Consider the following 14,043-nt stretch of genomic DNA (forward strand, 5'->3'; position numbering starts at 1 on the left):
GCGCGATGCGAAGCGAGCCCCCCAAGCGATGCGAAGCGAGCCGTGAAGGTGTACCAGGCCGTATGGCGCGCCTTCTTTGCCTACTTTCTTGGCAAGACAAGAAAGTAGGTCGCCCCCCGCAGGGGGGTGAAACCGCCTTTGACTTTAGGTTTTTGACTCTAAAGCAGCCGCCACAGCCAAAACACAACCGATACAAAGAGTAAGGAGCCAACATGCACATCGCCTTCATCGGCCTAGGCAACATGGGCGCCCCCATGGCCCGCAACCTGCTCAAGGCAGGCCACACCCTCACCGTATTCGACCTGAACCCAACCGCCCTGTCAGCACTAAAAGCCGACGGCGCCGCCATAGCCCAATCCGCCCGCAAGGCAGCCGCCGAAGCCGACTTCGTCATCACCATGCTGCCGGCCGCCGCCCACGTCCGCGCCACCTACCTCGATCCCGAAGGCGTCCTCGCCGGCGTCCGCCCCGGCGTCCCCCTGGTCGATTCCAGCACCATCGACCCCGCCACCATCCGCGCGCTGGCCGCAGAAGCCAGCAAGCAAGGCAACCCGATGGCCGACGCCCCGGTCTCCGGCGGCACCGGCGGCGCGCAGGCGGGCACGCTGACCTTCATGGTAGGCGCCGAACAAGCCCTGTTTGAGCAACTGCAGCCTGTGCTCTCCGGCATGGGCCGCAACATCGTCCACTGCGGGGGCACCGGCACGGGCCAGGTCGCCAAGATCTGCAACAACCTCATCCTCGGCATCTCCATGATCGGCGTATCCGAGGCCATGGCCCTCGGCGTCAAGCTCGGCATCGACGCCGGCGTGCTGGCCGGCATCGTCAACACCTCCACCGGACGCTGCTGGGCCGCCGRCACCTGCAACCCCTACCCCGGCGTGATCCCGGCCGCGCCGGCCTCCCGCGGCTACAGCGGCGGCTTTGGCGCGGACCTGATGCTCAAGGACCTGGGCCTGGCCGCGGACGCCGCCCGCAGCGTGCGGCAGCCGCTCTTCCTGGGCGCCCTGGCCCAGCAGATCTACCAGGCCGTGAGCCAGGCCGGCGACGGGCAGCTCGATTTCTCGGGCGTGATCCGCCAGTACATGACGCAAGAGGAGCCGTCGGCATGATCGAACACGTGATCGACGGGCATATCGCCCGCCTGACCCTCAAGCGCCCGCCCGCCAATGCCTTCAATGCCGAAGGCCTGCAGCAGCTGCAGCAACTGGTGGGCACGCTGAACGCCGACGAGCGCGTGCGCGCCATCGTCGTCACCGGCGACGGCAACCGCTTCTTCAGCGCCGGCGCCGACCTCAACGGCTTCGCCGACGGCGACCGCGCCCATGCACGGGTAATGGCGCAGCGCTTCGGCGCCGCCTTCGAAGCGCTGCAGAATGCGCGCCCCCTAGTGATCGCTGCCATCAACGGCTACGCGATGGGCGGCGGGCTGGAATGCGCGCTCGCCTGCGATGTCCGCATTGCCGAGGAACAAGCCCAGATGGCATTGCCCGAGGCCGGCGTCGGCCTGCTGCCCTGCGGCTGTGGCACGCAGACCCTGCCCTGGCTGGTGGGCGAGGGCTGGGCCAAGCGCATGATCCTGGCCAATGAACGGATCGATGCCGCCACCGCGCTGCGCATCGGCCTGGTGGAAGAGGTGGTGCCGGCCGGCCAGGCCCTCGACGCCGCGATGCGCCTGGCCGAGCGCGCAAGCCATGTCAGCCCGCGCGCGGCGGCCTACAGCAAGCAACTGGTGCACCTGGCCCGCCAGGGCGTGCCGCGCGGCCCCGCGCTGGCGCTGGAGCGCGAGCGCTTTGTCGACCTGTTCGACGGCGAGGACCAGCGCGAGGGCGTCAACGCCTTCCTGCAAAAACGCGCGCCGCAATGGCGCAATGCCTAGGAGCCACGCCATGCGCCTGAACCCGAACGACGCTGCGCAGGAACGCCCCGCCGCCGCCATGAACGCCGAGCCCGAAGTGCTGTTCCAGGAGATCAACGGCGTCGGCGTGATGACGCTGAACCGCCCGCGTCAGCTGAACGCCCTGTCGTACCCGATGATCGGCGCGCTCGATACGCAGCTTGCGGCGTGGGCCACGCGCGGCGACATCGCCGCCGTGCTGTTGCGCGGCGCGGGCAGCAAAGCCTTTTGCGCCGGCGGAGATATCCGCGCGCTGTACGACAGTTTCCACGCCGGTACATCGCTACGCCAGCAGTTCTTCGTCGACGAGTACCGGCTCGACTACCGCCTGCATGGCTATCCCAAGCCGGTGGTGGCGCTGATGGACGGCATCGTCATGGGCGGCGGCATGGGGCTGGCACAGGCCGCGCATCTGCGGGTGGTCACGGAGCGCTCGCGGGTGGCGATGCCGGAGACCGGCATCGGCCTGGTGCCGGACGTGGGCGCCAGCCATTTCCTGTCCAGGCTGCCGCCGGCACTGGCGCTCTATGTCGGGCTGACCGGCGTGACGCTCGGCGCTGCCGATACCTTGCTGTGCAAGCTGGCCGATATCGCCGTGCCCGCCGCGAGCCTGGAAGGCATCGAGCAGACCCTGGCCGGCATTCGCTGGACGGGCGATGTGCTGGCGGACCTGCGCGCCGCGCTGCCGGCAACGCCCCTTGCCGGCGGCGCCGATGCGCCATTGCAGGCGGCCTTGCCGGCCGTGCTGCGGCACTTCCGTCCCGACGCGAGCGTGGCCGGGTTGCTCGACAGCCTGGCGGCCGAGTCCGATCCGGCTTATGCCGGCTGGGCCGAGCGCACGCTGGAGATCCTGCGCGGACGCTCGCCGCTGATGATGGCCGTGACGCGGGAAATGCTGCTGCGTGGCCGCGACCTTGATCTTGCGGACTGCTTCCGCATGGAGTTGGGCGTGGTATCCCACGCCTTTACGCAGGGCGACTTCATCGAGGGGGTACGCGCGCTGATCGTCGACAAGGACAATGCGCCACGCTGGCGCGTGAAGACAGTGGGCGAAGTCAGCGAAGCCACGGTGCAATCGTTCTTCGATAGTCCGTGGCCGCGTGAATCGCATCCGCTGGCGTCGCTCGGCTGACGCCGCGCACGTTGCACGCCGGCATTGCRCCGGCGTGTCATCGAACCAGAGTCCAATCAGCGGCTGATCAGTCCTTCGGCTTCGGCGCGTGGCCGTGCGGCTGGTGCTCGTCCACAGGCACCTTCACCAGTCCGTCCGTGCGGAACATCGCCTTGATGCCCCGCACCGCCTGCCGGATCCGCGCCTCGTTCTCGATCAGCGCGAAGCGCACGTACTCGTCGCCGTAGTCGCCAAAGCCGATGCCGGGCGAGACGCAGACCTTGGCCTTGGCCAGCAACTGCTTGGAGAATTCCAGCGATCCCAGCGCGCGATACGGCTCGGGAATGCGCGCCCAGATATACATCGAGGCCTTGGGAATCTCCACCGGCCAGCCGGACTCGATCAGCCCGCGCGCCAGCACGTCGCGGCGCGTCTGGTAATGCGCGGCGATCTCCTTCACGCATTGCTGGTCGCCTTCCAGCGCGGCGATGGCGGCCACCTGCAGCGGCGTGAAGGTACCGTAGTCGTGATAGCTCTTCATGCGCGTGAGCGCCGCCACCAGGTCGGGATTGCCGACCATGAAGCCGATGCGCCAGCCCGCCATGTTGTAGCTCTTGGACAGCGTGAAGAACTCCACCGCAATATCCTTGGCACCCGGAACCTGCATGATCGACGGTGCCTTCCACCCATCGAACACGATGTCGGCATAAGCCAGGTCGTGCACCACGAAGATATCGTGCTTGCGCGCCAGCGCGATCACGCGCTCGAAGAAGTCCAGCTCCACGCATTGCGCGGTCGGGTTCGACGGGAAGCCCAGCACGATCATCTTCGGCTTGGGATAGCTGCCACGGATGGCGCGCTCCAGCTCGGCAAAGAAGTCCACCCCCGGCACCAGCGGCACCGAGCGGATATCGGCGCCGGCAATCACCGCGCCGTAGATGTGGATGGGATAGCTCGGATCGGGCACCAGCACGGTGTCGCCGCGATCGAGCGTGGCGAGCATCAGGTGGGCCAGCCCTTCCTTGGAACCGATGGTGACGATGGCCTCGGTATCCGGATCGATCTCGACGTCGTAGCGCTCGCGGTACCAGTGCGAAATGGCGCGGCGCAGGCGCGGGATGCCTTTGGAAGCGGAGTAGCCGTGGGTGTCGGGGCGCTGCGCGGCTTCGGTAAGCTTGGCAACGATATGCGGCGGCGTGGCGCCGTCGGGGTTGCCCATGCTCATGTCGATGATGTCTTCGCCACGGCGGCGCGCCGCCATTTTCAGCTCGGCGGTGATATTGAAGACGTAGGGGGGAAGACGATCGATACGCGCGAAGCGGCGCTTGCCTGCGGAGGCGGACATGGATTTTCCTTGAACGTAAGCGCCCGGAACCGTCCGAGCGACGCTGCCGGCCGTTGGTGCGGCCGACCGGAAGATCTTAGCGGCGAATACGCACGGCGTCTACGGGTTTTGCAACGCGGCCGGCGACGCGCCCGCGGTGCGGATCAGCGCCTCGATCTCACTTTCGTTCCACACGCGCACGCCCGCCTCGGCCAGCAATGCCGCGGCCACGCCCTGCCCCGGACGCACGGCGCCGCTGAACGAACCGTCGTAGTGTTCGCGGTTGCCGCAGGACGGGCTCAGCGCCTTGAGCAAGGCATGCTTGCATTGGCGCTGCCGCGCGATCGCCAGTGCGTCGCGCGCGCCTGCCGTGAAGGGCTGCGTGACATCGGCGCCGGTGGCGTCGCGCACGATGGCGGCACCGGCCAGCACATGCGCGCCGCTGCCGCCGACGATCTCGGCGGGCGGGCGCGGCGTGGGCAAGCCGCCCAGCGATTCGGGGCAGACCGGAATCAGGTCGAAATGCCGCGCCAGCACGGCCAGCACGGGCTCGGGCTGGGCCTTGGCCTGGCCGTCGTAGCGCACCGGCTGGCCGAGCAGGCAGGAACTGACAAGGAGCGCGGGGCGGGAGGAAGAATCCGTTGGCATGGCGATGCGGTGTGGACTACGTATGAATGAAGACCGAAGGATCGGCTACGTCTGCGATGGATTGCGCAGCGTCATGCCGCCTCGCCCACCTTCCTCACCACGGCGTCATCGGGCCCGAGCAGGCGGCCATCCTCGGCGCGCACCTCGAGCTGCCGCACAGGCTTGCCGGCCTGGCCATCCACCAGCACCGAATGCGGCTCGCCCGGCGCGAAGAAAAACGCCTCGCCCCATTGGCGCAAACCCACCACCACGGGAAACAGCGCCCGGCCTTTCTGCGTCAGCACGTATTCCTGATAGGCACTGCCGTCTGATGCTGGCACCTGCTCCAGGATGCCGTGCGCCAGCAGCGTGCGCAGCCGGTCGGACAGGATGTTCTTGGCCAGGCCCAGGCTGCGCTGGAACTCGCCGAAGCGCCGCAGGCCGTCGAAGGCATCCCGCACGATCAGCAGCGACCACCAGTCGCCGATCACGTCGAGCGAGCGGGCCACCGGGCACTCCGCACCTTCCAGGCTGGTTCGCCGGACCATATCGCAACTCCGTCTGCGCGCCGCCGGCACGGCGCCGCGGGCTGCGGCGCGCTGCGCTGGCGCCGGTTCCGGCACCCACGGCGAGGCGGTTGCATTGTAAAACCAGCCGATCCGGTCTTCAACCTCCGCGCGAACGGACGCCGCAGCCGTCAATCATCAGTCGTCGATGTTCTCATGCACGGCGGCGGCGCCGGCCTTCCAGTAGCTGGCGGCGCGGATGCGGCCCTTCTCGATGCCGCGCTCGCCCACCAGGTACTGGCGCACGGCACGGATTGCCGCGCCTTCGCCGGCGGCCCAGGCATAGCCCTCGCCGCTCGGCAGCGGGAGCTCGCGCAGCGCTTGCTCCAGCAAGCTGCCAGCGGTTGCACCCGCTGGCGCGCCGTCGCGGTGCTGCCAGCGGAGTTCGACGTCGGCGCGGCTGGGCAGCGGAATTTCGGCGGCGGCGTTGTCCACCGCCAGCACCACCAGCGCGCGCACGCCGGCCGGCAGTTCCTCCAGGCGCCTGGCGATCGCGGGGAGCGCGGTTTCGTCGCCCACCAGCAGGTGCCAGTCGAAGCCCTCGGGAATCACAAACGAGCCGCGCGGGCCGCCCACGCCGAGATGCTGGCCGGCCGCAGCCTGCGCGGCCCAGGTGGAGGCAGGGCCATCGCCATGCAGCACAAACTCGATGTCGAGTTCGCCCGCGACCGGGTCATAGCGGCGCGGCGTGTAATCGCGCGCCGCGGGTTTCTGCACGCCTTCGGGAAAGACCGGGCCGTTGGGGCCGGCTACCGGCAGTATGGGCTTGTCCTGTCCGGCCGCCGGGAAGAACACCTTGACGTGATCGTCGAAGGACGCGGAGACAAAGCCTTTCAGGTCGTCGCCGGCCAGCGTGACGCGCAGCAGTTGCGGGGAGACGGCCTGGGTACGCACCACTTGCAGCAGGCGCATCTTGAGTTCATGGCGAACGCGTTGCACGGTGAGGTCGCGAGTATGCATGGATCTCCTTGATGACTGGGAGTTGGAATTCGGGATATGGAGTGTCGGGAACCGGGTCAGCACTCAGGTAGCGCCCTGCCCGGCATTGATCTCCGCCGTGGCCCGCGCCAGGATGGCGGCGATGCGGCGCTGCTCGGCCGGCGTGGCCTCGGTGCGCATCAGCAGCGCGCGCTTGAGCGCCAGGCGCGCCTCGACGAACTCGGGCAGCCACCCGCCTTCGGCTTCACGCTCCTCGCCGCCCTCCGCCCCTTCGCCTGACAGCGCGCGCCGCACCCACTCCATCTTGCGCGCCACGTGCTTGAGCTTGTTGAGCATCAGCGCCAGCCGCTCGCGGTTGGCTTCGAGATGCGCCCGGCCCGGCTCCGCCAACTGGTAGCGCTTCTTGTTGCCCTCGGTATCCACGGTGGCATAGCCGACTTCTTCCAGGAACGTCAGCGCGGGATAGACCATGCCGGGGCTGGGCTTGTAGAAACCGTTGGTGCGGGTTTCCAGTGCCTTGATCAGTTCATAGCCATGGCTGGGCTTTTCCTCCAGCAGGGACAGCAGCATCAGCTGGAGATCGTCCGAACTGAACTTGCGGCCGCGGCGCCAGCTATCGCCGTCACCGTCGAAGCCGTCGCCGCCGCCAAAGAAGCCGCCCGGACCGCCGCCATGGCGATGGTGGCCAACAGCATGTATGGCATGGCGCGCCCCGGGCAACGAGGGATGGGCGGAGAAATGAGACGACAGGTGAGCCAGCATGTGATGGCTAAGCCTGCCCAGAAGCGGATGGTGACGCACGATCGCAACCCCTACTATCGAAAGACATATCGTAAGATATATATCTTAAGTAAGGATGTCAAGGCGATCCTGGCAGGCGCGGCCAGGGGAAACCGGCCCGCCGGGCCTGCGCCATTGCGCGCGCAGGCCGGTGAAACGCGGAGGGCCAGCGCCTGAAGCGCCGGCCCTCCGAGCCTACTTGGCGCCCTTTGCCGTGGTGTAGCTCGCGATCAGGTTGCGATAGTCTGGAATGTGATTGGAGAACAGCGTGCCCAGTCCCTCGATATCGTTGCGCCAGTCGCGATGCAGCTCGCAGGCGATGCCGAACCAGCTCAGCATCTGCGCGCCGGCTTCCGCCATGCGGCTCCAGGCGGCATTGCGGGTGATCTCGTTGAAGGTGCCGGAGGCGTCCGTCACCACGAAGACGTCATAGCCTTCGGCCAGCGCCGACAGCGCGGGGAACGCCACGCAGACCTCGGTCACCACGCCCGCGATGATCAGTTGCTTGCGGCCGGTGGCCTTGACCGCCTTGGTGAAGTCCTCGTTGTCCCAGGCGTTGATCTGGCCCGGCCGCGCAATGTAGGGGGCATCCGGGAAGGTCTGCTTCAGTTCCTGCACCAGCGGCCCGTTCGGACCATCTTCGAAGCTGGTGGTCAGGATGGTAGGCAGGTTGAAATACTTGGCCAGGTCCGCCAGCGCAAGCACGTTGTTCTTGAATTTGTCGGGCTCGATATCGCGGACCAGGGATAGCAGGCCAGCCTGGTGATCGACCAGGAGGACGGCGGCCTGGCTCTTGTCCAGGCGCTTGTACGGGGTAGTCATGCGAATCTCCTTTTTGAGGATTAACGATTAACAACGGTCAATCGCGATGAAGGCTCATCGATTGACGTTCAGCCGCGCCGGGAATCCAGCGTTTCGCGATCGGATGCAAACTGCCTGGCCTGCCGCGGCCCCTGAGGGCCGCCCCATCCTGATGCGCGCTTACTGCACGCGCCTCTCCTGCACTGCCTCGATACGCCCGAAGCGGCCGCTGCGCAGGTCCTGCAGCGCCTGCGCGATTTCTTCCTGCGTGTTCATCACGAACGGCCCATAGCTGGCCACCGGTTCGTCGATGGGGTCGCCATGGAGCACCAGCACCACGGCGGCGCTGGTAGCCTCCAGCGCAAAGGCGGTGCCCGCGCGGCCAAGCAGCACCATCTGCCCGGCCTGCGCGACCTGGCTGCCGTTGACCCGCACACTGCCGCGCAGCGCAACCAGCGCCACGGTGCGGCCCTCGGGCGCCTGCAAGTCGACATCCGCGCCCTCGCGCAACTGCAGATCCCAGACATCCATCGGCGTGAAGGTGTGAGCGAGTCCGCGCGCGCCCTGATGTTCGCCGGCAATCACGCGCATCCGGCCAGCGCCGCCCGGCAAGGGCAGCGAAGGAATGTCCGCCGACAGGATGGTCTGGTAGCCCGGCGCCGCCATCTTGTCGCGGGCGCGCAGGTTCACCCACAGTTGCACCATTTCCAGGGTGCCGCCGGTGCGGGTGAAAGCTCCCGAGTGGAACTCTTCATGCAGGATGCCGGACGCCGCCGTCATCCATTGCACGTCGCCCGGGCCGATGCGTCCGCCCTGCCCGGTGGAGTCGCGGTGTTCCAGCTCGCCCTGATAGACGATGGTCACGGTCTCGAAACCGCGGTGCGGATGCTCGCCCACGCCGCGCTTGCGGGTGGCGGGCGTGAATTCGGCCGGGCCGGCATGGTCCAGCATCAGGAACGGGCTCATGTGGCTGCCAAGGCTCTGCTGGGAGAACAGCGTGCGGACTGGAAAGCCGTCGCCCACCCAGTGGGCATGCGGGCTGCTATAGGTGCCGATGATCTGCTTCATGAAGCTTCCTGGACGATGGGGGCTGACTGCGCCTCTGTTGAAGAAAAGCTTAGGCGGTCCCCAGGCCCGTCGGTAGTCGGCGTGCGCTATCCTCAGTGTCCTATTGATAGGACGATGCCCCCGATGCACCCCGACCTCAACGACCTCTTCTACTTCGCCCAGGTGGTGGATCACCAGGGCTTCGCGCCGGCAAGCCGTGCCCTCGGCATTCCCAAGTCAAAGCTGAGCCGCCGTATCGGCGTACTCGAAGAGCGCCTGGGCACGCGCCTGATCCAGCGCTCGACCCGGCATTTCTCCGTCACAGAGATCGGGCAAAGCTATTACGGCCACTGCAAGGCCATGCTGGTCGAGGCGGACGCCGCGCAGCAGGCCATCGACCTGACGCGTTCCGAGCCCCAGGGCATCGTCCGCCTGGCTTGCCCGGTGGCGCTGCTGCACGCGCGGATCGGCGCCATGGTGGCGGAGTTCATGGCGGCTTACCCAAAAGTGATCGTGCATCTGGAGGCCACCAACCGCCGCGTGGACGTGATCGCCGAGCGCATCGACGTGGCGATCCGGGTCCGCGTGCCGCCCTTGCGCGACAGCGATCTGGTGATGCGCACGCTGGGCAGGCGCGCCTGGTGCCTGGTCGCGAGCCCCACGTTGCTGGCCGAGCGCGGCCTGCCCGCCGTGCCGGCCGACGTGGCCGCGCTGCCGACGCTCGACTGGGGCCCGCCGCAACCCGCGCATAGCTGGCAACTGGAGGGCCCCGATGGCGCCGGCATGGAAATCCGGCACAGCCCGCGCCTGGTCACCGACGATATGCTGGCCCTGCGCCTCGCCGCGCTGGCGGGGGTCGGCGCGGTGGCATTGCCGAGCATGGTGGTGGAGGACGAGCTGAAGCAAGGCCGGCTTGTCATGCTGGTGCCGCAATGGCGGCCAAGGGGCGGCGTCATCCATGCCGTGTATCCCTCGCGCCGGGGGCTGCTGCCCGCGGTGCGCGCCCTGATCGATTTCCTGGCCCTGCGCTTCGAGCAGATCGTGGAGGAATAACGCCAGCGGGCAAGCCGGCGTGTTACCGGCGGCGGTCCCGGCACAGTCTTGTCGGCGCATTCCGCCAGCCGCTTCCGACCTCGGAACGGCTCTGCGCACAGCCCGCTAGAACACGAGCGTCGCCGTGCCCATGAAGGTTCTGGTACTTTCCATGCGATTCTGGCTCGCCACCGTCGGCACCCAGCGCAGGCCGAGCGAAAGCGTGCTCTTGGCAGCGATCCTGGTGTCGTAGTTGATGACCGGCCCGATCGCCCAGTCGTGCCCGCGGAAGCCATTGAGGCGATCCGCGGTGGGTCCGCTGTCGTTACCGAGCTGCTGCGTGGTGCCGACGATCAGCCCCGCGCTGAAGGATTTGGTGAACAGCTTGCGCGCCATGACGTCAAGCGTGAAGAGCGGCGCATTCTGGTAGTTGGTGGCGTTGTTGCGCGTGTAGAACTGCAGGCCGGAAACCACATCGAACTGCCACCCCTGCTCGGGCAGGATCTTGGTGTACGCCACCTGCGGCACAAAGGTCCAGTTGTTCAGGCCCGTGTTGGCCAGCGCGTTGGCATCGTAGCTGCCCGTGGGCGCCCAGATGTTCAGGCTCAGCGCCACGTGCTCGGTCTGGGAGAAGTGATAGCCGGCGATAACCGGTGTGAAGTAGATATCGAACAGGCCGGACGCGGTGTCCTGGCTGCTACCGTTGAAACGCCCGAGCGTCACGTTGGCACCCACCTTGTTCCACAGATAGGGCAGCGTGAAGCTGGAGGCAAAATTCCAYGCGCCGGTCCTGGTGTCCCAGACCTTCATGATGGTGGCCAGCGTAAAGGCTACCTCGCCGCTGATGCCGAGCGAGGCCTGCCCCCCGATCGGCACCTGGCGTCCGCCGTCGACAGAGCCATTCAGGTACATCTCGGCCAGGTTGACAGCCAGGATCGGCTCCGGCGATACGATGCCGCCATTCGGCACCACGCTGGTGCCGGAAATGGGTCGGCCCAACGCGCCCTCCGTGGCATGCGCCGACACCGCAGCGAGCAGCAGTGGCAACACAATGGCGAGAGGCTTCGTCTTCCTGGGGTGCATTTAGGTTTTCCCTTGTAGTCGGGTGATCGGCAATCTTGTGTTGGCCGGCCGCTGGTTGCGCGCATCGCACCGCTCCGGCAAAGGTTACAGATTTTGCCCGAAAAGCGGTTTCGCCAGAATTGGTGTTTTTCCCGCCAGAGAAAAAAACCCTCGGCCGGGGTGGTCGAGGGCTAAGTGTGAAAAGGCGGGTCGCGAGGTCCGCCCCAGCCGCAGATCATGAGCAATCAGGCGCATGGCGCAATCACCTGACCGGGTGAGGTTCGTCACGCTGCCTGCCTTGCCCGGACTCGACATCGGCAACCAGCACGCGATAGAGATCCCGCGCCAGCGCTCTCGGCTGGGCAGCGCGACGGGCCGCGGCCGGGGCCACCACGCACAAGTGGACTGACGGGGGTGGCATGAATGGCACCGCCGGCTCCAGCACCGCGAGATGTCTTTCGGCCAGGTATCCCGGCAAGCCCACCTCGGGCAGCAAGGTCACGCCAAGCCCGGCGGTCAGCAAGTCCATCAGGACGCCGGCAGACTGCGCGCGAACGCGTGGCTCGCCGCCGGCCAGCACCGCGCGGAACCAGACGCCGAGATCCGCGGAAAGGCCCGGCATGCTGTCTTCCAGCAACCACGGCCAGGCATCAACCCTGGCCGCCATGAATTCGGCGTGGCGCAGGCGGGAGCATACGGGCACCATCCGGCAGCGCATTTCCACGCAGTCCGTGACCACCTGGAATGCGTCGTCCGCGCCAAGGGAAAGCCCGAGATGGATGTCCGCGCGGCGCAGTGCCTGCATCAGCGCGGCGTCCGTCGCCATGGGCACCAGCATGGCATCCATCAGCGGATGCATCCTGCGGACATGGCCAAGGACGTGCGGCGCCACCAGTTCCGCCACGCCCGAGACACCGATACGCAAGCTGCCGGACGCCTGCACAGCCGGCTCACCCGCGCGGCCGCCAACGAGGCTCGCCCAGATATCCAGCATGCCGCGCACCTTGGGCGCCATATCGACAGCCAGCGGCGTTGGACAGAGCGCCCCGTCGGACTGGACATGAAACAAGGTGCCGACCCGCTCTTCCAGCGAGTGCAACTGGTAGAGCACGGTAGCGCGGGATACCCGCTGCCTGTCCGCCACGAAGGCAATCGAGCCGGCATTCAGCAGGGCGATGAATGTCTGCAGCACGCGCGTGTTCACCCTGCGGGCAGGCATGCAGCTTCGCGGATCCCTTGCCGCGCCCACGCTTTCCTGCCCGCCCGTCCCATCTGCGCCGGGCACCCTGTCCGCCGATGTGATCGCATTCGATTGGCGCGAATCAAGGGCTTGGCGCATGGATGGCTCCGGAGCATCGTGATGAAACTGGCGCCTGCCCTGGCATCAGGCCAGTGCCCCACCTACCTGAGTCCGATATTTTGGAAAATTTGGTTTCCAGTCTCGGCGGCCGTGCTGGCGCGCTAGTCCTCAGTGACGAACTTTAGTTCTATCGTTTCCAATATCAACATTTTCCCCATCTGAAATCTATCGGCGTGTGTATTGAATTCTTCTGGAGGGGAAACGGGGGTCGATTGACGCTACATGCGGCGAATTCGCCACGCTTCGCGCAAACGAGGCGGTACTTTGCCTTGCTGCGCTGCGGAATGCCCCAGCCGTCCGCGCTTCTGGTCCGGACGGCTACCAAATTTTGCTAAATCTGGCGGGACCGGGACCGGCATGCCGCACAGGAGGAAATCCGGCTACTCTGTGCGACCTCTGGCGCCTTAGATGCGGAAATCCGCCGCCATGTCTGCATCCGTACGCGCCTCCAGGCGGCCAGAGCGGCAAGCGGCGACAAACACGTCATAGTCGCGCTCGACCTGATCCGCATACGCGTTCGAATACGCCAACAGCGCATCGGCCATCGCATCGCTATTGCCAAGGTAGCCGCTGATCTCCAGCGCCATCCCGCTGGCCTTGGCATGGGCTCGCGCCAGCACCCAGCCGCACACCGCCGCGAACTCGCTGAACAGTTCGATATCCATCAGTTCGATCTCGGGCGACAGCTTCATGTCGCGCAGTTGCCGCATATAGAAATGCCGGCCGGACGGCCCGTTGTTCCAGCCAAGGAACACGTCGCTGGCCGCCTGCATCAGCCGCTGGCCCTCCACCACACGGCGGCCTTCATGCGTCACCGGCGGCGACTTGAAATAGCGCGCCACTACCGACTGCGTGGCCTGCTTGCTTTGCAGGAAGAGCGGCTTGCCGTGATTGTCGATCATCAGGATGATCAGGCAGCGCGTGCCGACGCTGCCCACCCCCACCACCTTGAAGGCGGCATCGTGGCGCGTGAAATGGCTGAGCAACTGGCGCCTGTCTGGCGCCATGGTACCCAGGTATTCCTTGAACGCCCTGTCGAAAGCCTTGTCGGTGTCGGTGATCTTCATCCAGTCGTCCTCGGGGGAGAACAGCGTGTTCTCGCCTCGTATGTGGAAGATCCCTGGCGGTGCGTCGCGGATAACCCAGCGCTCGCCAACCCGCTCCGACAACTTCGGCAGCAGCGCCTGGCTGGCGCGCTTGGTCGCGCGCGCCATGCCGCGCTCCAGGGCTTTGTGGATCTGCGGCGAAGGCGTCTCGGCCATCAGCCGCTCGAAGGTGATGGCGTCATACCAGGTGTCGAGAATGCCCATCCCGGCATAGTTGGCCATGCGCTCCTGATAGCTGCGCACGATGCGGTAGACCAGGTCGTCGATCACGCCCCGCTTGTGGCGCAGATGCCGGCCCGCCACCACGAAGCTGGCGGTAAGCCGCTTCAGGTCCCATTCCCAGGGCCCGAGGCTGGTTTCGTCGAAATCGTTGAGGTCGAACAGCAGCGAG

Annotated in this window: 14 protein-coding genes; 4 read left to right on the forward strand and 10 right to left on the reverse strand. The window is 66.7% G+C overall.

Translation table 11 applies throughout. The features are described 5' to 3' along the window. Positions 1–212: 212 nt before the first annotated feature. Genes mmsB through AC1DN0_RS28050 form a run of 3 tightly spaced genes read left to right on the forward strand, consistent with a single transcriptional unit; the run spans position 213 to position 3,029 of the window. The gene (mmsB, locus tag AC1DN0_RS28040; RefSeq protein ID WP_477146165.1) at positions 213–1,112 is read left to right on the forward strand and encodes a 3-hydroxyisobutyrate dehydrogenase; all 900 of its coding nucleotides are present in this window, start codon (positions 213–215) and stop codon (positions 1,110–1,112) included. After that, positions 1,109–1,879, forward strand: a complete 771-nt coding sequence (locus AC1DN0_RS28045) for an enoyl-CoA hydratase (RefSeq protein WP_441636022.1) — start codon at positions 1,109–1,111, stop codon at positions 1,877–1,879. The genes mmsB and AC1DN0_RS28045 overlap by 4 nt, the downstream gene beginning before the upstream one ends. Positions 1,880–1,889: 10 nt before the next feature. Then, positions 1,890–3,029, forward strand: coding sequence for an enoyl-CoA hydratase/isomerase family protein (locus AC1DN0_RS28050; protein WP_441636024.1), 1,140 nt, complete (start codon positions 1,890–1,892; stop codon positions 3,027–3,029). A 67-nt stretch (positions 3,030–3,096) separates the two neighbouring features. Here the strand turns inward: AC1DN0_RS28050 and alaC are convergent, their stop codons facing one another. From alaC to AC1DN0_RS28085, 7 genes are all read right to left on the reverse strand, one after another. After that, positions 3,097–4,353 (reverse strand): alanine transaminase, encoded by a 1,257-nt coding sequence (alaC, locus tag AC1DN0_RS28055; protein WP_441636025.1) that lies wholly within the window; start codon positions 4,351–4,353, stop codon positions 3,097–3,099. 99 nt (positions 4,354–4,452) lie between these two features. Beyond that, positions 4,453–4,980, reverse strand: coding sequence for a 2-thiouracil desulfurase family protein (locus AC1DN0_RS28060; RefSeq protein WP_441636027.1), 528 nt, complete (start codon positions 4,978–4,980; stop codon positions 4,453–4,455). Between the two features lie 71 nt (positions 4,981–5,051). Further along, positions 5,052–5,507, reverse strand: a complete 456-nt coding sequence (locus AC1DN0_RS28065) for a winged helix-turn-helix transcriptional regulator (RefSeq protein ID WP_045239698.1) — start codon at positions 5,505–5,507, stop codon at positions 5,052–5,054. A gap of 156 nt (positions 5,508–5,663) precedes the next feature. Next, on the reverse strand, positions 5,664–6,485 hold the full coding sequence (locus AC1DN0_RS28070; RefSeq protein WP_441636029.1) for a siderophore-interacting protein: 822 nt from the start codon (positions 6,483–6,485) through the stop codon (positions 5,664–5,666). Positions 6,486–6,548: 63 nt separating this feature from the next. Further along, complete coding sequence (locus AC1DN0_RS28075) at positions 6,549–7,226, reverse strand: PadR family transcriptional regulator (RefSeq protein ID WP_441636031.1); 678 nt, start codon at positions 7,224–7,226, stop codon at positions 6,549–6,551. A 213-nt stretch (positions 7,227–7,439) separates the two neighbouring features. Continuing rightward, entirely contained in the window at positions 7,440–8,066 is a 627-nt protein-coding gene (gene ycaC / locus AC1DN0_RS28080; RefSeq protein WP_477102125.1) for an isochorismate family cysteine hydrolase YcaC, read from the reverse strand. A gap of 159 nt (positions 8,067–8,225) precedes the next feature. Continuing rightward, positions 8,226–9,113 carry a pirin family protein gene (locus tag AC1DN0_RS28085; RefSeq protein ID WP_441636035.1) on the reverse strand — a complete coding sequence of 296 codons (888 nt, stop codon included), beginning with the start codon at positions 9,111–9,113 and terminating at the stop codon, positions 8,226–8,228. Positions 9,114–9,236: 123 nt separating this feature from the next. Between AC1DN0_RS28085 and AC1DN0_RS28090 the strand changes: the two genes are divergently transcribed. Further along, a complete protein-coding gene (locus tag AC1DN0_RS28090; RefSeq protein ID WP_441636043.1) occupies positions 9,237–10,145 on the forward strand; it encodes a LysR family transcriptional regulator in 909 nt (302 codons plus the stop codon). 105 nt (positions 10,146–10,250) lie between these two features. On the opposite strand, the gene AC1DN0_RS28095 is transcribed toward AC1DN0_RS28090, so the two are convergent. The 3 genes from AC1DN0_RS28095 to AC1DN0_RS28105 all read right to left on the reverse strand — a co-directional run. Further along, positions 10,251–11,207, reverse strand: a complete 957-nt coding sequence (locus AC1DN0_RS28095; RefSeq protein WP_477146166.1) for a SphA family protein — start codon at positions 11,205–11,207, stop codon at positions 10,251–10,253. 241 nt (positions 11,208–11,448) lie between these two features. Continuing rightward, positions 11,449–12,405, reverse strand: a complete 957-nt coding sequence (locus AC1DN0_RS28100; protein WP_441636039.1) for a LysR substrate-binding domain-containing protein — start codon at positions 12,403–12,405, stop codon at positions 11,449–11,451. A 545-nt stretch (positions 12,406–12,950) separates the two neighbouring features. Next, positions 12,951–14,043 (reverse strand): DUF2252 domain-containing protein (locus AC1DN0_RS28105; protein ID WP_477146167.1); only part of this gene is annotated, 1,093 nt, incomplete at its 5' end.

The sequence above is a fragment of the Cupriavidus sp. 05N39 genome (assembly GCF_056397325.1).

Coding starts and splice junctions, on each gene's coding strand:
- AC1DN0_RS28045 (WP_441636022.1), top strand. CDS start 1,109: ATGATCGAACACGTGATCGACGGGCATATCGCCCGCCTGACCCTCAAG.
- AC1DN0_RS28050 (WP_441636024.1), top strand. CDS start 1,890: ATGCGCCTGAACCCGAACGACGCTGCGCAGGAACGCCCCGCCGCCGCC.
- alaC (WP_441636025.1), bottom strand. CDS start 4,353: ATGTCCGCCTCCGCAGGCAAGCGCCGCTTCGCGCGTATCGATCGTCTT.
- AC1DN0_RS28060 (WP_441636027.1), bottom strand. CDS start 4,980: ATGCCAACGGATTCTTCCTCCCGCCCCGCGCTCCTTGTCAGTTCCTGC.
- AC1DN0_RS28065 (WP_045239698.1), bottom strand. CDS start 5,507: ATGGTCCGGCGAACCAGCCTGGAAGGTGCGGAGTGCCCGGTGGCCCGC.
- AC1DN0_RS28070 (WP_441636029.1), bottom strand. CDS start 6,485: ATGCATACTCGCGACCTCACCGTGCAACGCGTTCGCCATGAACTCAAG.
- AC1DN0_RS28075 (WP_441636031.1), bottom strand. CDS start 7,226: ATGCTGGCTCACCTGTCGTCTCATTTCTCCGCCCATCCCTCGTTGCCC.
- ycaC (WP_477102125.1), bottom strand. CDS start 8,066: ATGACTACCCCGTACAAGCGCCTGGACAAGAGCCAGGCCGCCGTCCTC.
- AC1DN0_RS28085 (WP_441636035.1), bottom strand. CDS start 9,113: ATGAAGCAGATCATCGGCACCTATAGCAGCCCGCATGCCCACTGGGTG.
- AC1DN0_RS28090 (WP_441636043.1), top strand. CDS start 9,237: ATGCACCCCGACCTCAACGACCTCTTCTACTTCGCCCAGGTGGTGGAT.
- AC1DN0_RS28100 (WP_441636039.1), bottom strand. CDS start 12,405: ATGCCTGCCCGCAGGGTGAACACGCGCGTGCTGCAGACATTCATCGCC.